Below are 20,047 nucleotides of genomic sequence, written 5' to 3'. Positions count from 1 at the left end.
CGTTAAACCGCTTTGAGCCGCAACTCCTTCGGCATCGAGAACGTCACGTTCTCCGGCCGCCCCTCCAGCTCATCCATATCGGTCGCGCCCCATTCGCGCAGCTGGTCGATCACGCCGCGCACCAACACCTCTGGGGCTGAAGCGCCAGCGGTGATACCGACCCGGTCGATATTCTCGAACCACTCACGCTTGAGGTCTTCCGCGCCATCGATCAAATACGCCGGCGTATCCATGCGTTCGGCCAGCTCACGCAGGCGGTTGGAGTTGGAGCTGTTGGGGCTGCCGACAACCAATACCACATCGCACTCACCCGCCAGCTGCTTGACCGCATCCTGACGATTCTGGGTGGCGTAGCAGATGTCGTCCTTGCGCGGCCCGCCAATGCTGGGGAAGCGTGCGCGCAAGGCATCGATCACGCGACTGGTGTCGTCCATGGATAGCGTGGTTTGCGTCACGAATGCCAGCGACTCGGGGTTACGCACTTGTAGCTTGGCCACGTCCTCTTCATCTTCGACCAGATAGATGGCGCCACCGTTGGCGGTGTCGTACTGGCCCATGGTGCCTTCGACTTCAGGATGCCCCTCATGGCCGATGAGGATGCACTCACGCCCCTCGCGGCTGTATTTCGTCACTTCCAGATGTACCTTGGTGACCAGCGGGCAGGTGGCGTCGAACACTTTTAAGCCGCGCCTTTCCCCTTCCATCCGCACCGCCTGGGACACGCCGTGGGCGCTGAAAATCACGATAAAGCCATCCGGCACCTGGTCGAGTTCATCGACGAAAATCGCCCCGCGCTCGCGCAGATCTTCCACCACGAATTTGTTATGCACGACTTCATGACGCACGTAGATCGGCGGGCCGAATACCTCAAGCGCACGATTTACAATCTCGATAGCGCGGTCGACGCCTGCGCAGAAGCCACGCGGATTGGCGAGTTTGATTTGCATGTGGATTCTCGGCACTCGGGCGGGTGAGTTGTGGAGTGTAACGCCTGGTCAACGTATGAGGCGAAGCTGGAATCAGCATAACGCCCATGCTCGCGATGGGGTTACGCGCCTTGATAGCCAGCGACTCGCTTCTACAGGAGCAACTTGCTTACGGGAGCCGGTCATTCAGACCGGCTTGACCTCAAATATTTCCACTTCGAAGGTCAGCGCCTTGCCGGCCAGCGGATGGTTGAAGTCCACGGTGACCTGGCGATCATCGTAGCTTTTGACGATACCTGGCAGCTCAGTCTTAGCCGCATCGTTGAAAATAACAAGCAGTCCTTCCGATAGCTCCATGCCTTCGAACTGGCTACGCGGCATGACCTGCACGTTCTGCTGGTTGTGCTGGCCGAAGCCTTGCTCCGGCGCGATCTGGATGGTGCGCTTGTCGCCAGCCTTAAGTCCGAAGAGTTGCTGTTCGAAACCAGGTAGCAGATTGCCATCGCCCACCTTGAACGTGGCCGGCTGCTTGTCGAAGGTGCTATCGACCTGCTCACCATTATCCAGGCTAAGGGCGAAATGCAGAGTGACCTGCATGTCCGGCCCGATGCGTTGTTCAGTCATTTACCGTCTCTCCCGTTTTACTGCTACGGAACATATCCAGCGCCAGCATCACAGCGCCGATGGTGATGGCGCTGTCGGCAATGTTGAAGGCCGGGAAATACCAGCGGTTCTGCCAATGCACCAGGATGAAGTCGACCACGTGACCAAGCACCACACGATCGTAGAGATTACCTAAAGCGCCACCCAGGACTAACGCCAAGGCAACCGCCAGCCAGGTTTCACCCGGCTTCAGGCGCTTCATCCACACCAACAGCACAACGCTGACGCCAATGGCAATCAGGGCGAATAGCCAGCGCTGCCAACCGGAGTGATCGGCCAAAAAGCTAAAGGCTGCGCCCGTGTTGTAGGCCAAGGTCCAGGCGAAATAATCCGGAATGACCTCGACCTTCTGGTACAGGCTGAAATTGGCTTCGAAGTAGTGCTTGGTTGCCTGGTCCAGTGCGATGACCAATACGCTGAGCCAAAGCCACGTGAGCTTGCCGAGACGGGTGGTCATGCCGCCGCCCTCTGAAGAGTGCAGCGAGTTGTGTCCGCTCTATGACTGAGGTGTCGTAGGGTGGGCTTCAGCCCACCAAGAATGCGACCGTGCCAACGGTGGGCTGAAGCGGAGCGCCGCCCGGCCCACCCTACGGGGCTCGATCCCGCACTGACACTTCCAGCAGATTGCAAAAGTCCGCGGAGGATTGCACTAGCCCTACGATCAGTTGCTCCGTCACGCATAGCGACGCACCTCGCCGTCGCCTTCGATGTTCTCGACGCAGCGACCGCAGATTTCCGGATGAGCCGCATGGGTTCCCACATCAGGCAGGTGATGCCAGCAACGACCGCATTTCGGATACCCAGTTTTGCTGATCTGCAGCTTGAGGCCGGACAGCTCGCTTTGCACCGCATCGGCCGGTGCATCGGCTAGCGGTGCAACGTTCACTGCCGAGGTAATCAGCACGAAGCGCAACTCATTGCCCAACCTGGCCAACTCAGCAACCAGCGCGTCCTCCGCATATAGAACTACTTCGGCCTGCAGGTTACCGCCGATGGTCTTGGCGGCACGCTGGGTTTCCAATTCTTTGTTCACCGCAGCCTTGACCGCCATGACCTTTTCCCAGAACTCTCGTCCTAGTTCGACATTGTCTGGCAGTTCGGCGAGGCCCTCGTACCAAGTATTGAGCATGACCGATTCGTTGCGCTCGCCCGGCAGGTACTGCCAGATCTCATCAGCCGTGAACGACAGGATTGGCGCAATCCAGCGCACCAGCGCTTCGGCAATGTGGTACAGCGCGGTTTGGCAGGAGCGGCGCGGCAGGCTGTCAGCACCGGTGGTGTATTGACGGTCCTTGATGATGTCGAGGTAGAAGCCGCCCAATTCCTGCACGCAGAAGTTGTGCACCTTCTGGTAGACGTTCCAGAACTTGTAAGTACCGTAGGCTTCCTCGATTTCCCGCTGCAGCAACAGGGCACGATCAACGGCCCAGCGGTCGAGCGCGATCATCTGATCGGCCGGAACCTGATGCTGCGCCGGGTCGAAACCGTCGAGGTTGCTCAGCAAGAAACGCGCGGTATTACGAATGCGCCGATAGGAGTCGGCACTGCGCTGCAGGATCACCTTGGAAACCGCCATCTCACCGGAATAGTCGGTGGACGCGACCCATAAGCGTAGGATGTCGGCACCCAGGCTGTCAGTGACTTCCTGCGGCGCAACGACATTGCCCAACGACTTGGACATCTTGCGGCCGTTTTCGTCGACCACAAAGCCATGCGTTAGCAGCCCCTTGTACGGCGCATGCCCGTCGATGGCCGAGCCGGTCAGCAGCGACGAATGGAACCAACCACGATGCTGGTCGGAGCCTTCCAGATACAGGTCGGCGCGCGGACCGTGCGCGTGCCCCATCGGGTGCGAGCCGCGCATCACGTGCCAGTGCGTGGTGCCGGAGTCGAACCAGACGTCCAGGGTGTCGCTGATTTTTTCGTATTGCGCCGCTTCATCACCCAGCAGCTCGGCTGCATCCAGCTTCGGCCAGGCTTCGATGCCGCCCTGATCCACTCGCTGCGCCACCGCTTCCATCAACTCGACCGTACGAGGATGCAGTTCGCCGCTTTCCTTGTTCAGGAAGAACGGGATCGGCACACCCCAGGTACGTTGACGTGAGATACACCAGTCCGGACGCCCGGCGATCATGCCGTGCAGCCGCGCCTGGCCCCAGGCGGGGACAAACTCGGTCTGCTCGATGGCATCCAGTGCACGACGACGCAAGGAGCTGCCGTCATGAGCGACCTTGTCCATACCGACGAACCACTGCGCGGTGGCGCGGTAGATCAGCGGCGTCTTGTGGCGCCAGCAGTGCATGTAGCTGTGCTGGATAGATTCATGTTTGAGCAGCGCGCCGACTTCGCGCAACTTCTCGACAATGGCCGGATTAGCCTTCCAGATGAACTGACCGCCAAAGAACGGCAGGTCCGACACGTAGACACCATGGCTCTGCACTGGGCTCAGAATGTCGTCATTCTCCATGCCGTAATGCTTGCAGGAGCGGAAGTCGTCTTCACCGTACGCGGGCGCAGAATGGACAATACCGGTACCAGCACCGGTTTCTACATAGTCGGCCAGGTAGACCGGCGCGAAGCGCTCGTAGAACGGGTGACGGAAACGGATTAGCTCCAGCGCCTTGCCCTCGCAACGGGCGATGATCTCGCCCTGCAGGCCATAGCGCTGCAGGCTGGACTCAACCAGTTCCTCGGCGAGCACTAGCAGTTTGTCGCCGGTGTCGACCAAGGCGTAGACAAAGTCAGGATGCACATTGAGCGCCTGGTTGGCCGGAATGGTCCAGGGCGTAGTGGTCCAGATGACGATACTGGCCGGTTTGGCCAATGCAGCGACGCCGAAGGCCGCCGCCAGCTTGTCCGCATCCTCCACCTGGAAGGCGACGTCGATTGCATCGGACTTCTTGTCCTGATACTCGACTTCCGCCTCGGCCAATGCCGAACCGCAATCGAAACACCAATTCACTGGCTTCAAGCCCTTGAAGACGAAACCACCTTCGACCATCTTCGCCAGCGCGCGTATTTCACCGGCTTCGTTGGCAAAATCCATCGTGCGATAAGGGTTGTCCCACTCGCCCAGCACACCAAGGCGGATGAAGTCGGCCTTCTGCCCTTCGATCTGCTCGGCGGCATAGGCGCGGCAGCGCTCGCGGGTCAGGTCGGCCGGCTGGTTCTTGCCATAGGTGATTTCGACCTTGTGTTCGATCGGCAGGCCATGACAGTCCCAGCCCGGTACGTAGGGCGCGTCGAAGCCGGACAGCGTTTTGGAGCGGACGATGAAATCCTTGATGACCTTGTTCACCGCATGGCCGATGTGAATGCTGCCGTTGGCATACGGCGGGCCGTCATGCAGGACGAACTTCGGGCGACCTTCGCCGATCTGCCGCAGCTTCCGGTAGAGGTCAATGCTGTCCCAGCGCTGCAGAATCTCCGGCTCGCGCTGTGGCAGACCGGCCTTCATCGGAAATGCCGTGGACGGCAGATTGAGGGTCGCTTTGTAATCGGTCATTTCAGTCCTGACTCGTGGTAATAGGTGAAGCCCGCCAGTATTCGCGAGCCGCGGCGATATCTGCCTCGATCGCCGTCTTGAGTGCCTCCAGCGAGGCAAAGCGCTGCTCGTCACGCAGCTTGCGGTGAAAAGTCACCCGCAACAGTCGACCATAGAGATCGCCCTGATAGTTGAGCAAATGCACTTCCAGATGCGGCTGGCCGTCGCTCTTGACCGACGGACGCATGCCGATATTGGCCACCGCCGGCTGTACGACGCCGTCGACTTCCGTGCTCACCATGAACACCCCGCTAAGCGGTGTGCTCTTGCGCTTGAGCTGGATGTTAGCGGTCGGCGCACCAAGCTGACGCCCCAGCGCCTGCCCATGCATGACCCGCCCGGTAATACTGAATGGTCGACCGAGCTGTTTCTCCGCCTGTACCAGATCGCCGTCGGCAAGCACCTGACGCAGCCGCGTGCTGCTGACGCGTTCACCGTCCACCTCGATGGTGGTCGCGGCCTCCACCGTGAATCCTTCCGCCGCTCCAGCTTTCAATAGAAAATTGAAGTCGCCGGCACGGTCGCAACCGAAACGGAAGTCATCACCGACTTCCAGATGCCGAACGCCAAGGCCTTCGACCAGCGTCGCGTGGACGAACTCAGCGGCACTCAACTCGCGCAAACGGCGATTGAAAGCCAGGCAAAGCACTAGATCGACGCCCTGCTCATCCAGCAATTGGAGTTTTTCACGCAGCCGGGTCAGACGCGCAGGCGCCTTGTCCGGAGCAAAATATTCGCGCGGCTGTGGCTCGAAGATCACCACACAGCTGGGCAGCCCGAGTTCGGCGGCACGCTCGCGCAGACGCGCCAGGATGGCTTGATGCCCCCGGTGAACTCCGTCGAAATTGCCGATGGTGGCGACGCAACCCCGATGTCGGGGCCGCAGGTTGTGAAGACCTCGAACCAGCTGCATACCGCACTTCTTGCTTGAAAAGTCGTCAATTATACGCATGAGGCACCGGTCCCGGACAGGTTTGCCGCGAGCCGCCCGTATAGATCAGTGACGCAAGTGGCGCGGACGCAGACCGAGCAATAGCAGCCCAGCCGCGAAGGCGCCCAGGCCAGCAGCAACCAAGAGTCCAAGCTGAAGCGCACGCTGCTGCCAATCCCAGGCGAACCACTCGACAGACGGGGCGTTCAGCCACCAGACCACGCCTACCATCGCTGCACAACCACCACCTAGACGCAGGAGAAATAGCCCCCACCCTGGCGCCACCTGGAAAACACCAATTCTGTACAGCCCCCAGAACAGCAGCCCGGCGTTGAGCATCGACGAAAGCGAGGTCGCCAGCGCCAATCCAACATGCTTGAGCGGCCAGATCAGGATCAGATTCATCACCATATTGGCGATCATGCAGATGATTGCGACCCGCACCGGCGTCTTCAGGTCCTGACGAGCGAAGAAACCCGGCGCCAGAACCTTGATCAGCATGAACGCCAACACGCCTAGCGAGTAGGCCTCAAGCGCATTGGCGGACTGCACCACGGCTTCCTCGCTCATCGCGCCGTAAAAGAACAAGCTGGCAATCAGCGGCTCGGCCAGAATGCCCAGCGCGAGCGCCGCGGGAATTCCTACCAGCAGCACCATTCGCAGCGCCCAATTGAGAGTATTGGAAAAGGCTTTCGGGTCCTCTCCGGCATGCTGACGCGACAGACTCGGAAGAATGACCGTACCGATCGCGATCCCAAATGCGCCGAGAGGTAACTCCGAAAGCCGATCCGCGTAGTACAGCCACGACACGCTACCGGTCTGCAGAAACGAGGCGAGCACCGTATCGAGCAAGAGATTGATCTGACTGACCGATACCCCGAACAACGCTGGGATCATCAGCAGCATGATCCGCCGCACCCCCTCGTCACCGAATCTCACCCGCGGGCGCGGCAACAGCCCCAGCTTGGCGACATAAGGCAGCTGGAAAGCCAACTGGGCGAAGCCGGCAATGAACACGCCCCAGGCCAGCGCCATGATCGACTGATCGAAATAGGGCGTGAGAAATATCGCCGAGGTGATCATGCAGACATTGAGCAGCACTGGGGTAAAGCCCGGCACCGCGAAGTGCCCATAGGTATTGAGCACGCCGGAGGTGAATGCCGTCAGGGAAATCAACAATAGATAGGGAAAGGTGATACGCAGCAGCTCGCCGGCCAACTGCATTTTCGCCGGCTCGTCATGAAAGCCCGGCGCAAACAACATCACCACATAGGGTGAGGCCAGCACGCCGATGGCGGTAATACCCGTCAGGATCAGCCCGAGCATGCCGGCCGTGCGATCGACCAGCAGCTTGACCTCGATCAGCGTCCGCTTGGTTCGGTACTCCGATAGCACAGGCACGAACGCTTGTGCGAAGGCACCCTCGGCAAACAACCGGCGCAGGAAATTGGGAATCTTGAAGGCAATGAAGAAGGCGTCTGCCGCAGCCCCTGATCCGAAGTAGCTGGCTACTACCATATCGCGTACCATGCCCAGCACGCGGGACAGCAGAGTCATCACGCTGACCACCGCACTGGAACGCAGCAATCCGCCTTTGCCGGATGTATCGGACATTTATCTTCCTAGAGTTGCAGCAGGATGGTTCCGGCCAGGCAAAGCCACCGGTTGATGGCCCGTTACGACATTTAAAGAGGCCGCGAGTTTAGCGGCACCCCATCTGTCCGACCAGTATCCGCGATAATTCAGACGGGCTTGACAAGCGCCCGGTGCATCGGCATGATTCGCGGCCTTATTTGCTTTGTAATCCCACGTTTTCGAGGAGTTCGACGGTGGCCAACAGCCCTTCCGCCAAAAAACGCGCAATTCAGGCTGAGAAGCGTCGCAGCCACAACGCCAGCTTGCGCTCCATGGTTCGTACCTACATCAAGAATGTGGTCAAAGCCATCGACGCAAAAGATCTGGATAAAGCTCGTACTGCTTACACTGCAGCTGTGCCCGTCATCGACCGCATGGCCGATAAAGGCATCATCCACAAGAACAAAGCCGCTCGTCACAAGAGCCGCCTGAACGGCCACATCAAGGCCCTCGGCGCTGCCGCTGCCTAAGCTGTACGTTCTTGAAAAAACCGGCCTTGAGCCGGTTTTTTTATGCATACAAATCCTCATGCCCTGGCCCGAAACAGACATCCGCAGAAGCACATTACGTGCCAGCCTCCTCGCTAAAGCCAAAGGCATTCGCACAAGGCAAGCCCCTACGAAGACAGACCAGCACACCGAACCCCTGGTTGCACTTTGCGGCATTACAGCATTGCAGGCCGCGGCCAACACAACGCCGATAGCGCGCCATAGCTAGTCCGTCGCTAGAACTTTACCGAGCCTGCACCCACGGCAAGATCGGAATAGCCGTTACCGCATTCTGCGGGCTGCCCTCAATCACGCGATCACTGTAGACCAGGTATATCAGCGTATTGCGCGCCTCATCGAAAAAGCGCACTACCTGCATAGTCTTGAACACCAGCGAAGTGCGCTCCCTGAATACCACCTCGCCATCCTCAAGCTTGTCGCTCAAACGGATCGGGCCGACCTGGCGACAGGCGATCGATGCCTCTGCACGATCTTCAGCGAGACCGAGCCCGCCTTTTATGCCGCCGGTCTTGGCCCTGGATAGATAACAGGTCACGCCTTCGACCTTGGGATCATCGAAGGCCTCGACCACAATCTTGTGGTTCGGCCCGAGCCACTTGAACACCGTGTCGACTTCGCCCACTTCGCGCGCCATTCCGACCATCGGCCATGAAAGCAGCAAGACCAGCACCTTTGCCAATCGCATCGAATACCTCACAGCAAAATCAGGTTGTCGCGATGGATAAGCTCAGGCTCATCGACATAGCCGAGCAGCTTTTCGATTTCGTCAGACGAATGCCCCAAAATCCGTTGAGTTTCAGCAACGCTGTAGTTGACCAGGCCACGCGCAACCTCCTGACCTTCGGGGCCCACGCAGACGACCATCTCACCGCGGCGGAAGCCGCCTTGCGCTGCCCTGACACCGACCGGGAGCAAACTCCGACTACCCTGCTTGAGCGCCACCACCGCACCGGCGTCGAGCGTCACCGAGCCGCGCGTCTGCAAGTGGCCAGCGAGCCATTGTTTACGTGCAGCATGACGGTTGCGCTCCGGCGCCAGCAGCGTGCCCAACTGCTCCCCCGCCTTTAGCCGCGCCAAGACCTGCTCGATGCGGCCGCCAACGATTACGGTATGCGCCCCTGATCGCGCAGCGAGCCGCGCAGCGCGCAGCTTGGTCTGCATACCACCACGCCCCAACGCACCCCCTACAGCACCGGCAACCAGATCCAGCGCCGGATCGTCGGCACGGGCCTCACTGATTAGCTTGGCATCGGGGTTGTTTCGCGGATCGGCATCGAACATACCGTCGCGATCAGTAAGGATCACCAGCAGATCCGCCTCAACCAGGTTCGCCACCAGCGCAGCCAGGGTGTCGTTGTCACCGAAGCGGATTTCGTCGGTAACAACCGTATCGTTCTCGTTTATGACCGGAACCACGCCAAGATCGATCAGGGTCCGCAGAGTACTGCGCGCATTGAGGTAGCGCTTGCGATCGGAGAGATCATCATGCGTGACGAGAATCTGCGCAGTCTGCTGATCGCAGCGCGCAAAGCTGGTTTCCCAGGCCCGAATCAACCCCATCTGACCGACCGCGGCAGCTGCCTGCAGCTCGTGAACCGCCTTGGGACGCGTCGTCCAGCCGAGGCGACTCATGCCAGCCGCAACGGCACCAGACGACACCAGCACCAGCTCGACCCCGGCCTCACGCAGCGCCACCATCTGGTCGACCCAGACCGCCATCGCAGCCTGATCGAGACCACGCCCATCGGCTGTCAGCAGCGCGCTGCCGATTTTTATCACCCAGCGCCGCGCGCCGCTCACCTTGTCCCGCATCGATCCCGCCTTCTATCCGGTAACCGGCCAAACCATTCGATGAGCAGCAGACGAGCCAGCCAGCCCGTCGACCACTCGCTAAACCCTGCACCTACACAAAAAACAGCGTTTAACGCACGTAGAAAATTTCCGCGCCGCCTTCATCGTCATCGTCATCGTCGAAGTCGTCATCATCGACATCCACCGCCGCCTTGACGCCGGCACGACGCAGTGCTCGCTGATCGTCAAGCTCCTGCAGACGGGCCCGCGCCTCGTCTTCGATTTGCTGATCCAGCTCGGCAAGCGCCTCGGCATAAGCCGGCTCCTCGGCGAGACGCAGCGTGCGCTCGTCCAGATAGCGCATGATCGCCTGACTGAGCTCCTCGGTACCTTCGCGCTCGAGAGCGGAGATGACAAATACAGGCCCCGCCCACTCGAGGCGCTCGACCACCTGGCGGACCCGCTCTTCGCGATCCTCTTCGAGCAACTGATCGGCCTTGTTCAGCACCAGCCAGCGATCGCGCTGCGCCAGCGCGGGACTGAACTTCTCCAGCTCGTTGAGGATGACTTCGGCAGCGTCCGCCGGATCGCTTTCGTCCAGCGGCGCCATATCGACCAAATGCAACAACAAGCGGGTGCGCGCCAGGTGTTTAAGAAACCGGATACCGAGACCCGCACCTTCCGACGCGCCCTCGATCAGCCCCGGAATATCGGCAATCACGAAACTCTTGTAACGGCCAACACTGACGACCCCGAGGTTCGGCACCAGCGTAGTGAATGGGTAGTCAGCAACCTTCGGCTTTGCCGCCGAAACCGAGCGGATAAAGGTACTTTTGCCCGCGTTCGGCAAACCCAGCAGACCGACGTCAGCCAGCACCTTCAATTCCAGCTTCAGGTCGCGCGCATCACCAGGCTTGCCCGGCGTGGTCTGCCGCGGCGCTCGATTGGTGCTCGACTTGAAGCGCGTATTACCCAGGCCATGCCAACCGCCCTGAGCGACCAACAGACGCTGACCTGGCTTGGTCAGGTCGCCAATAACATCCTGGGTAGCGGCATCGATTACGGTGGTGCCGACCGGCACCGGCAGAACCAGATCATCTCCCTTCGCACCAGTGCATTCCGTGCTGCCGCCCTTCTGCCCATTCGGCGCATTGAAGCGGCGGGTATAGCGGTAGTCGACCAGCGTGTTGAGATTCTCGTCGGCCTCCATGTAAACGGAACCGCCGTCACCACCGTCGCCGCCATTGGGGCCGCCCTTTTCGATGAACTTCTCACGACGGAAGCTCATCATGCCGTTGCCACCATCACCGGCCTTTACAAAAATCGACACTTCATCGACAAATTTCATGGGAACGCCTCCCGTCGCAGGGACGGGCTAGAAAAACGGAAACATAAGGGTCTTGCAAAACCCAGCGAAAATTTAGAGCAAAGCAGTGTTTTGCAAGAGCCCTATAGAGGATACAGAAACAAAAAAGCCCCGTCGCATGACAGGGCTTTTCCAGCAACGTCGCGGTTAGGCTGCGACGACGCTCACGTAGCGACGACCGAAAGCGCCCTTCACTTCGAATTTGATCACGCCTTCCACTTTCGCGAACAGGGTGTGATCCTTGCCCATGCCAACGCCGTAACCGGCGTGGAACTGGGTGCCGCGCTGACGCACGATGATGTTACCGGCCTTGATGGCCTGGCCGCCGTACATCTTCACGCCAAGTCGTTTGGCTTCTGAGTCGCGACCGTTGCGGGTAGAACCGCCAGCTTTTTTGTGTGCCATGAGTTCAATACTCCTATAAGGGGATTCAGGCCCTATTAGCCCTGAATACCGGTGATTTTGACCTCAGTGAACCACTGACGGTGGCCCTGACGCTTCATGTGGTGCTTACGACGGCGGAATTTGATGATGGTGACCTTGTCATGACGACCTTGGGCGATCACTTCAGCAGTGACCTTGGCACCATCGACCACCGGAGCGCCGATCTTTACATCGTCGCCGTTGCCGACCAGCAGAACGCGGTCAAAAGTGACTGCTTCGCCAGTTGCAACTTCGAGTTTTTCAATCTTGAGGAATTCGCCTTCGGCGACCTTGTATTGCTTGCCGCCGGTAACGATAACTGCGTACATCTGTGTATCTCCGTTGATCCTGCTCACCCAGCGCTTAAGTGAAATAGTTGGAGGCTGGCATGGCTGCTCGGGGCCGGAAGGGACGCCCTTGCAATTGCGTAAGGCAGGGAAATGCCCAGGGGGAAGTTCAGGGTCCGCGATTGTACGCATGCGCCAAGGCTCACGCAATAGCCGGCGGGCCTTGCCTTGACAGTGTCTGACCCGCCCCATAGCATGCCGCGCAATCTCCGAGGAGTACTCGTCCCCGATGCAACCCCAGGCCTTTTACCAAGTAGTGGCTGAAGATTTTGCCGCTGTTGACGGCATTATCCGCAACCAACTGACTTCCCGCGTGCCGTTGGTGGAAAAAATCGGGGACTACATCACCTCGGCCGGTGGCAAGCGCCTGCGCCCCTTGCTGGTCCTGCTCAGCGGCAATGCACTAGGCCTCAAAGGTGAACGACTGCGTCTTCTCGCGGCCATCATTGAATTTCTGCACACTTCGACTCTACTGCACGACGACGTGGTCGACATGTCCGGCATGCGCCGCGGTCGCTCCACGGCCAATGCGCTCTGGGGCAACGCGCCGAGCGTGCTGGTGGGTGACTTCCTTTATGCGCGCTCCTTCGAAATGATGGTCGATCTCGGCTCGATGCCGGTCATGCGGATCATTTCTCAGGCCACCCGCGTGATCGCCGAAGGCGAAGTGCTGCAACTGTCCAAGGTTCGCGACGCCAGCACCACCGAAGAAATCTACATGGAAGTCATCCGCGGCAAGACGGCCATGCTCTTCGAAGCATCGACCCACAGCGCCGCGACCCTGGCCGGCGCCAGCGGGGAGCAGTGCGAAGCATTGCGTACCTTCGGCGACCATCTCGGTGTCGCCTTTCAACTGGTGGACGACCTGCTCGACTACCAGGGCGATGCCGAAACACTTGGCAAGAACGTCGGCGACGATCTGGCTGAAGGCAAGCCAACCCTGCCGCTGATTTACACCATGCGAGAAGGCAGTGCAGAGCAGGCCGCGCTGGTGCGCAAGGCCATCCAGAAAGGCGGCATTGAAGATCTCGAAAGTATCCGTACGGCCGTGGAGGCGTGCGGCGCACTGGACTACACCGCACGCATGGCGCGTGACTATGCCGATCGCGCTATCGCCTGCCTTGAGCTGATCCCCGCCAACAGCTATCGCGATGCCTTGGTGGAGCTTAGCCGCTTCGCCGTCGCCCGCACGCATTGACATCAACGCCGAAGCAAACTCCACCCCGCTCACCCCAGCACTTCATTAGCCACATCGACCAGACCGACTCGCCGCCATCAATCAAGCTGAGATTTTTGTGCTTGCATGTTTGCAAATAACAATTATTCTCATTAATGAAACTAACTGGAGGCGAACATGACTTATCTGATTGATGCCTGGCTGGATCGCCCGCAACCCTATCTGCGGATACTCGACCGCAACACCGGTGTGGTGTGCATTTCACTGGAAGGAGAGGCCCTGGATGAGTTGCGCGACCAGGGCGATCTGGATCTGCAGGAGCTGAGCACCAGCGAGCCCGGCGTGCTCAAGGAACAGGTACGCAACCTGTTCCTGTTCTCCTATGCACGGGCACTGCGCCCGTAGCGCAGAACGGCTTACAGAACGGCGAGCAGCTCGACGTCAAAGACCAGCACACTGTGCGGGGGAATGCTACCGACACCCTGGGCGCCGTACGCCAGCTCGCTCGGCACATAGAGACGCCACTTGCTGCCAACGCCCATCAACTGCAGAGCTTCGGTCCAACCAGCAATCACGCCACCGACCGGGAATTCGGCCGGCTGGCCACGCTGATAGGAGCTGTCGAAGACGGTGCCATCAATCAGCGTGCCGTGATAGTGCGTGCGAACCTGGTCTTCGCGGCTCGGCTTGGCGCCATCGCCAGCGGTTAGTACTTCATACTGCAGACCCGATGCAAGCGTGGTAACCCCTTCTCGCTTGGCATTTTCAGCCAAGAACGATTTGCCCTCGCCTGCGGCGGCTTCGGCCTTCTTTTGTGCTTCGGCCTGCATGCGCTCGCGAATGACCGCGAAGCTGGCGTTCAGATCTTCCGGGCTGACCTGGCTCGCAGCACCTGCGAAGGCATCACGGATGCCTGCGATCACCGCATCCAGGCTGATGCCCGGCGGAGGATTGTCACGCAACTGATCTCCCAGCTGGCGACCGATGCCGTAGCTCACGCGAGTTTCGTCGGTTGAAAGGTTCAGATCAGTCATGCCTGGGCTCCGCTGGAAAAAAGGGCCGACAGCCTAGCACAGCTCGCGGCTTGCCTATGCCGCAAGCAAGCCATGCGTTCGGGCTTGAAGCTTAAAAGCATCGTCCCCTTCAGCAGCACTTCAGGTGCCGACCGCATCAATACTGGTGAGCTTGTCCAGGATGGGCCAGATTTCCTGAAAGAGCATGATCGCCGAGGCCAAAAGAGCGAACGCCAGGCCAAAGCAGATAGGTGCCAGCAATCAGCGCGGCATACATGGTGTTCTCGATGAAGCGTTCCATCTGTTCTCTGAGGCGGATACAGGCAGGCGGGTATACGCAGCGCTACGGAGCCTCAATAAACGTCCTGTGGCAGCATTTAGTTTGTGGATAAGAACTTTACAAAGCCGCCGGCTTAGCAAAAAAGCCAGCTTGCAGACGCGACGCGCTCATTCAAGAATCAGGTCCTGGACTCCCAGCCACCGAGGTAACGAGCCTGGTTGGCGTTGACCTTGCGCAATTCAGCTTGCATATGCAGCTGCCAGATCGACGGCGAACTGGACTCGCAATAGCCTTGCCCATAAAGATTACTGGCAATCGCCTCCAGCACCGACTCGGCCTCTCGAGGCCCGTGGAATGGGCCCTGCGCCTTGATTGCAGTAGGTTGGCCGGCATCGATACCTGCCGCGCAGAGCAACGTCCATAGGCCATTGCCGCCGGCCAGAGGGCGGACAATGCACTCGATACGGGTCACCAGACCCAGGCACTGGCGATTCAAGCAAAGCGTGTGAGACATGACGGCGATCCTCGCGCTCGGTTGCGCACCGTCATTCTGGATGGATTGGCGGGCCAACCTGTTTATCCTCAGAAGCTGTGGATAACCATGTGGATAGGGAGTGGGAACTCCCTTCCATTGCAGACCCGCCACCGGTCGTATCGTTCCGTTCAATAACCGCTCAATGTAGAACCGACTAGTTCTGCTCCGCACCGTTTCTTGGCGCTGTGGCTAGGACCTCCGCCGGTGACGCCGCGTCGCTCTTGGTTTCGTCCTCGAGTTCAATCTCGGCGATATCGCGCAAGCGCTCCACCACCCGAGCGTTGACGCTGCCCTTGGGGAACTGTCCGTCCTTGTCCGCCGCACCCACCTGTTCACCCACCAACAACGAGAGGGCTTCATCCACATGACGTACAGCGTAGATGTGGAATCGCTCTTGGCGAACGGCTTCAAGTACTCGCTCGTCGAGCATCAGCGTGGTGACGTTGGCAAATGGAATGATGGCGCCCTGCTCACCCGTCAGCCCGCGCGCTTCGCAAAGCCGGAAGAAGCCTTCAATCTTCTCGTTGACGCCACCGACGGCCTGCACCTCACCGAACTGGTTGATCGAGCCGGTGATAGCAAAGCATTGCTTGAGCGGCGTCCGCGAGATGGCCGAAATCAGCGCGCAGCACTCGCCAAGCGATGCGCTGTCGCCGTCGACATAACCGTAGGATTGCTCCAGCGCGATGCTGGCAGAGATCTCCAGCGGAAACTCCTGCGCATAGCGGCTGCCAAGGAAGCCGGTCAGGATCATCACACCCTTGGAGTGAATCGGCTGGCCGAGATTGACCTCACGCTCGATGTCGACAATGCCCGAGCCGCCCGGATAAACGGTGGCCGAGATGCGCGCTGGCATCCCGAACGCGGAATCGCCGACCTCCAGCACCGTCAGACCGTTGCACTTGCCAATAGCGGCGCCTTCACTGTCAATGAGGATGATGCCGGCGAGGATGTCCTCGAGAATTCGTGCCGAGACGCGCCCGGTCCGGGTGGCTTTGGCTTTCAGTGCCCGTTCGATGTGGCCGACATCGGTGACTTCGTCCTTGGCCAGCTGGCGAATGAAGTCCGCCTCGCTGACCAGCTGGAACAAATCACCGATACGAGCCGACAGGCGTCCCTGATGCTCGGCCAGTCGCGCACTGTAGGTGGCCAGACGCGCAACAGCTGCCGCGGTCAGCGGCGCCATGCCCTCTTCCGACGTGCGCGTTTTCATCAGTTGGGCGAACTGTTCGAGGCTATCCTCGGCCAGCGGAATTTCCTCATCGAAATCCACCAGCACGCGAAACATCTCTTGAAAGTCGGGATCCAGATCCTGCAGCGTGTAGTACAGCTGCCGCGAGCCAATGATCACGACTTTGACGTTGAGCGGAATGACCGCCGGGTTCAGCGTCACGGTGGCCAGCCGACCGAGCTCGGCTAACGGCGACTCCATCTTCAGCTTGCGCGATTGTAACGCACGCTTGAGCGCGTCCCAGACGAAGGGTTCGCTGAGCATCTTTTCCGCTTCGAGCATCAGGAAGCCCCCATTGGCGCGGTGTAGCGCGCCCGGGCGCAGTTGGCGGTAGCTGGTGTAAAGCGCGCCCTGATCGGTGCTGTATTCGATGCGGCCGAACAGGTTGTCATACGTCGGGTGCGGCTCGAACACCACCGGCGCACCGCCGTCCAGCGAGTGCCCAACCACGAGGCTCGGGCTGTATTGTTCTTCGAGCAACTGGCGGGTCTGGGCGTCGGGACGATTTTCGTCGACCAGTTGCTCCACCACGGTTTTCAGCAGATTGACCTGCACTGCCTGCAGGTAGGCCTCGATGCCGGCGTTCTCGCCATACTTCTCCGACAATGGCGCGAGCAGCGGCTGTAAGGCTTGGCTGATGGTCTCGTCGTTGAGCTGACGCAGCTGATTGCTCGACTCGCGCTTCCACTGCGGCAGACTGGCGAGACCTTCATTCAAATGGACTTCCAGCGCGGAGATGTCTTCGTGGTAGCGCTCGCGCTCCGCTTCTGGCAGCTGGGCGAACTCCGCCTCGTCCATCGACTTGCCATCCTTCATCGGCGTGAAGGCAATGTTGCTGCTGTCGCGGTAGAGCGCAATCTCCTTTTCCAACGCAAGCTTCTCGATGACATCCAACGCCTTGTCGTAGCGCTGATTGAAGGCGCGATCGATGGCGCTCTTCTTCTGTTGGAAGCTTGGGTGCTCGAATACCGCAGGAAAAGTCGCCATCAGGTTATCGATCAGCTGACCGATGTCGGAGATGAACTCACCGGCTCCGCCTTGGGGCAGCTCCACCACGCGTGGCTCACGCGGCTCGTCGAAATTGTTGACGTACACCCAATCGGAGGGCGTATCCAGCCGCTTACCTTCGGCTTTGAGGTAGCGGCGCACGAACGAGAAGCGCCCCGTTCCCGGCTCGCCCATCACGTAGACGTTGTAGCCGGGACGCGGCATCGCCACGCCGAACTGTAGGGCTTCGACCGCGCGCTCCTGCCCGAGCACGCCGAGGAAGGGCTCGAGTTCATCGGTGGTCTTGAAACCGAACTGGGCAGGTTCGAAAGGGCGGGTCAGCGCCTCGGGCGCCAGGCGCAGGCCGGCAGCGACAGTTTCGGGCATCGGAAATCCTTGCTGGAGTGGCCTGACGGCCACGATTGATGCCGCCATTCTGGCGATGCCTCTGCCTGGCTGCAAGGTGTAGAAAGCCGTGCCGGAAGCTGTGGCGCCCCAAATCCATGGAGGTAGTCAGGCCTGTCTCATGGCCGACTCTGTGCACGCAGAGCATCGCGGATTTCGGTCAGCAGCACCTCTTCCTTGCTGGGTGCCGGCGGAGCGGATGGCGCCTCTGCCTCCTTGCGCTTGAGACTATTGATGCCCTTCACCGCAAGGAAAATGGCGAAGGCAACGATGATGAAATCAAACACCGTTTGGATGAAACGCCCATAGCTGAGAGTTACAGCGGGCGCATCGCCCACGGCTTGCTTGAGCACAATGGACAGATCCGAAAAATCCACACCACCAATCAACATCCCAAGCGGCGGCGTCACCACGTCGGCGACGAAGGACGAGACGATCTTCGTGAACGCCGCCCCGACTATGATGCCGACCGCCATGTCGATGACGTTTCCTCTCACCGCAAATGCTTTGAATTCATTGAGCATGCCCATTTGATTGCACTCCCCTTGGTAATTGATAGATTGCGGCCGGAACGACCGCCGTAGCGCTTCGACCCTGAGCAGCATAGATTTGGTTCAAGCACCGGGCTAGAGAGTTTCAGTGACGGGCGACAATGGTTCGAGCGGTTTTGATATCACCTACTTATCGCAGGCGGTGCACGTTAGTGAGTACGGTGCCGCACTTTGATGGGCTGCATCCATCTCACGTCGGCAATCGGGGCTATCCCATCGAGGCGAAACCGTAGGCGCCGGTGTAGCCCATCGCGCATGTGCCTCGCTCCTGTGCGATTCCTTTACAGTCGCGCGGCGCTTGTGGCTGATGCCGATCGAGTCAGCCGTTATCATGCGACTCCATTTGCTCGACACGGAGTTCCCCATGGCTAAGGCCAAGCGCATGTATGGCTGCACTGAATGCGGCTCGACCTTCCCCAAGTGGGCCGGCCAGTGCGGCGACTGTGGCGCCTGGAACACGCTAGTCGAAACCATCATCGACGGCGCCGCGCCGCCGTCTGGCCGCGCTGGCTGGGCCGGCGACCAGGCCAACATCAAGACCCTGGCCGAAGTCAGCGTCGAGGAAGTGCCACGCTTTTCTACCGCCTCAGGCGAACTGGATCGCGTGCTCGGCGGCGGGTTGGTAGACGGCTCGGTAGTGCTGATCGGCGGCGACCCCGGGATCGGCAAGTCGACCATCCTCCTGCAGACCCTGTGCAATGTAGCCCGGCAGTTTCCAGCCCTTTACGTCACGGGTGAGGAATCGCAGCAGCAGGTGGCGATGCGTGCGCGCCGCCTGGACCTGCCGCAGGACAAACTCAAGGTGATGACCGAAACCTGCATCGAAACCATCATCGCCACCGCGCGCCTGGAAAAGCCCAAGGTGATGGTGATCGACTCGATCCAAACGATTTTCACCGAACAGCTGCAATCGGCGCCCGGCGGCGTCGCGCAAGTTCGCGAAAGTGCGGCGCTGCTGGTGCGTTTCGCCAAGCAGAGCGGTACGGCGATCTTTCTTGTCGGCCACGTGACCAAGGAAGGCGCATTGGCTGGGCCGCGGGTACTGGAACATATGGTCGACACGGTGCTGTATTTCGAAGGCGAATCCGACGGTCGCCTGCGTCTGCTGCGTGCCGTAAAGAACCGCTTTGGTGCGATCAACGAACTGGGCGTGTTCGGCATGACCGACAAGGGTCTCAAGGAAGTCACCAACCCCTCGGCAATCTTCCTCACCCGCGCGCAGGAAGCAGTACCCGGCAGTGTGGTCATGGCCACCTGGGAAGGCACCCGGCCGATGCTGGTGGAGGTGCAAGCGTTGGTCGACACCAGCCACATGGCCAATCCGCGCCGCGTCACTCTGGGTCTCGACCAGAATCGCCTGGCCATGCTGCTCGCCGTCCTGCATCGCCATGGCGGCATTCCGACCTATGACCAGGACGTCTTCATTAATGTGGTGGGCGGGGTGAAGGTACTGGAGACCGCGTCCGATTTGGCGCTGATGGCCGCTGTGATTTCCAGCCTGCGCAACCGCCCCCTGGACACCGACCTGCTGGTGTTCGGCGAGGTCGGCCTATCCGGTGAGATTCGACCAGTGCCGAGCGGTCAGGAACGTTTGAAAGAAGCCGCCAAGCACGGATTCAAACGCGCCATCGTGCCCAAGGGCAACGCCCCGAAAGAGGCGCCTGCTGGACTCGAGATCATCGCGGTGACGCGGCTCGAACAGGCGCTGGATGCGTTGTTCGAGTAATACCGCG

At 59.9% G+C, this 20,047-nt stretch carries 19 protein-coding genes and 1 pseudogene; 4 read left to right on the top strand and 16 right to left on the bottom strand.

Features of this window, described 5'->3' with window-relative positions; translation table 11 throughout:
- Positions 1-2: 2 nt before the first annotated feature.
- The 6 genes from ispH to murJ form a co-directional block, all read right to left on the bottom strand.
- Positions 3-947, bottom strand: coding sequence for a 4-hydroxy-3-methylbut-2-enyl diphosphate reductase (gene ispH / locus D7241_RS00535; protein ID WP_408099854.1), 945 nt, complete (start codon positions 945-947; stop codon positions 3-5).
- Positions 948-1,112: 165 nt separating this feature from the next.
- Positions 1,113-1,550: a peptidylprolyl isomerase gene (locus D7241_RS00530; protein WP_408099853.1), complete on the bottom strand. Its 438-nt coding sequence runs from the start codon at positions 1,548-1,550 to the stop codon at positions 1,113-1,115.
- Complete coding sequence (gene lspA, locus D7241_RS00525) at positions 1,543-2,046, bottom strand: signal peptidase II (RefSeq protein WP_408099852.1); 504 nt, start codon at positions 2,044-2,046, stop codon at positions 1,543-1,545. Before lspA ends, D7241_RS00530 begins: the two co-directional genes overlap by 8 nt.
- Before the next feature lie 216 nt (positions 2,047-2,262).
- On the bottom strand, positions 2,263-5,094 hold the full coding sequence (gene ileS, locus D7241_RS00520) for an isoleucine--tRNA ligase (protein ID WP_408099851.1): 2,832 nt from the start codon (positions 5,092-5,094) through the stop codon (positions 2,263-2,265).
- A 1-nt stretch (position 5,095) separates the two neighbouring features.
- Positions 5,096-6,046: a bifunctional riboflavin kinase/FAD synthetase gene (ribF, locus tag D7241_RS00515; RefSeq protein WP_408099850.1), complete on the bottom strand. Its 951-nt coding sequence runs from the start codon at positions 6,044-6,046 to the stop codon at positions 5,096-5,098.
- Between the two features lie 84 nt (positions 6,047-6,130).
- Positions 6,131-7,678, bottom strand: a complete 1,548-nt coding sequence (murJ, locus tag D7241_RS00510; RefSeq protein ID WP_408099849.1) for a murein biosynthesis integral membrane protein MurJ — start codon at positions 7,676-7,678, stop codon at positions 6,131-6,133.
- 215 nt (positions 7,679-7,893) lie between these two features.
- Between murJ and rpsT the strand changes: the two genes are divergently transcribed.
- Complete coding sequence (rpsT, locus tag D7241_RS00505; RefSeq protein ID WP_255982435.1) at positions 7,894-8,169, top strand: 30S ribosomal protein S20; 276 nt, start codon at positions 7,894-7,896, stop codon at positions 8,167-8,169.
- A 262-nt stretch (positions 8,170-8,431) separates the two neighbouring features.
- Here rpsT and D7241_RS00500 read toward each other — a convergent pair whose 3' ends face one another.
- The 5 genes from D7241_RS00500 to rplU form a co-directional block, all read right to left on the bottom strand.
- Positions 8,432-8,893 carry a CreA family protein gene (locus D7241_RS00500; protein WP_408099848.1) on the bottom strand — a complete coding sequence of 154 codons (462 nt, stop codon included), beginning with the start codon at positions 8,891-8,893 and terminating at the stop codon, positions 8,432-8,434.
- A gap of 8 nt (positions 8,894-8,901) precedes the next feature.
- Positions 8,902-10,020 carry a glutamate 5-kinase gene (proB, locus tag D7241_RS00495; protein WP_408099847.1) on the bottom strand — a complete coding sequence of 373 codons (1,119 nt, stop codon included), beginning with the start codon at positions 10,018-10,020 and terminating at the stop codon, positions 8,902-8,904.
- Between the two features lie 109 nt (positions 10,021-10,129).
- On the bottom strand, positions 10,130-11,347 hold the full coding sequence (cgtA, locus tag D7241_RS00490; protein ID WP_408099846.1) for an Obg family GTPase CgtA: 1,218 nt from the start codon (positions 11,345-11,347) through the stop codon (positions 10,130-10,132).
- 165 nt (positions 11,348-11,512) lie between these two features.
- Entirely contained in the window at positions 11,513-11,770 is a 258-nt protein-coding gene (rpmA, locus tag D7241_RS00485; protein ID WP_003281574.1) for a 50S ribosomal protein L27, read from the bottom strand.
- A 35-nt stretch (positions 11,771-11,805) separates the two neighbouring features.
- Positions 11,806-12,117 carry a 50S ribosomal protein L21 gene (gene rplU, locus D7241_RS00480; RefSeq protein WP_255982444.1) on the bottom strand — a complete coding sequence of 104 codons (312 nt, stop codon included), beginning with the start codon at positions 12,115-12,117 and terminating at the stop codon, positions 11,806-11,808.
- Positions 12,118-12,364: 247 nt separating this feature from the next.
- On the opposite strand from rplU, the gene D7241_RS00475 reads away from it, so the two are divergent.
- Positions 12,365-13,333, top strand: a complete 969-nt coding sequence (locus D7241_RS00475) for a polyprenyl synthetase family protein (RefSeq protein WP_408099845.1) — start codon at positions 12,365-12,367, stop codon at positions 13,331-13,333.
- Between the two features lie 156 nt (positions 13,334-13,489).
- The gene (locus D7241_RS00470; RefSeq protein ID WP_255982448.1) at positions 13,490-13,717 is read left to right on the top strand and encodes a hypothetical protein; all 228 of its coding nucleotides are present in this window, start codon (positions 13,490-13,492) and stop codon (positions 13,715-13,717) included.
- An 11-nt stretch (positions 13,718-13,728) separates the two neighbouring features.
- On the opposite strand, the gene D7241_RS00465 is transcribed toward D7241_RS00470, so the two are convergent.
- The 5 genes and pseudogenes from D7241_RS00465 to mscL form a co-directional block, all read right to left on the bottom strand.
- A complete protein-coding gene (locus tag D7241_RS00465; protein WP_255982450.1) occupies positions 13,729-14,346 on the bottom strand; it encodes an FKBP-type peptidyl-prolyl cis-trans isomerase in 618 nt (205 codons plus the stop codon).
- Between the two features lie 138 nt (positions 14,347-14,484).
- Positions 14,485-14,626 (bottom strand): annotated as a pseudogene (locus tag D7241_RS00460) (TIGR00645 family protein); the annotation flags it as partial.
- Between the two features lie 157 nt (positions 14,627-14,783).
- Positions 14,784-15,119, bottom strand: a complete 336-nt coding sequence (locus tag D7241_RS00455; protein WP_255982454.1) for a hypothetical protein — start codon at positions 15,117-15,119, stop codon at positions 14,784-14,786.
- Positions 15,120-15,294: 175 nt separating this feature from the next.
- A complete protein-coding gene (locus D7241_RS00450; RefSeq protein WP_408099844.1) occupies positions 15,295-17,745 on the bottom strand; it encodes a Lon protease family protein in 2,451 nt (816 codons plus the stop codon).
- A 137-nt stretch (positions 17,746-17,882) separates the two neighbouring features.
- Positions 17,883-18,293: a large-conductance mechanosensitive channel protein MscL gene (mscL, locus tag D7241_RS00445; protein ID WP_408099843.1), complete on the bottom strand. Its 411-nt coding sequence runs from the start codon at positions 18,291-18,293 to the stop codon at positions 17,883-17,885.
- 385 nt (positions 18,294-18,678) lie between these two features.
- Between mscL and radA the strand changes: the two genes are divergently transcribed.
- Positions 18,679-20,040, top strand: coding sequence for a DNA repair protein RadA (gene radA / locus D7241_RS00440; RefSeq protein WP_408099842.1), 1,362 nt, complete (start codon positions 18,679-18,681; stop codon positions 20,038-20,040).
- Positions 20,041-20,047: the final 7 nt, after the last annotated feature.

The organism is Stutzerimonas sp. VN223-3 (assembly GCF_045999685.1).
Classification (GTDB): domain Bacteria; phylum Pseudomonadota; class Gammaproteobacteria; order Pseudomonadales; family Pseudomonadaceae; genus Stutzerimonas; species Stutzerimonas stutzeri_AR.
The sequence above is the reverse complement of the archived record's forward strand: the minus strand, read 5'-3'. Positions and strand labels throughout refer to the sequence as shown.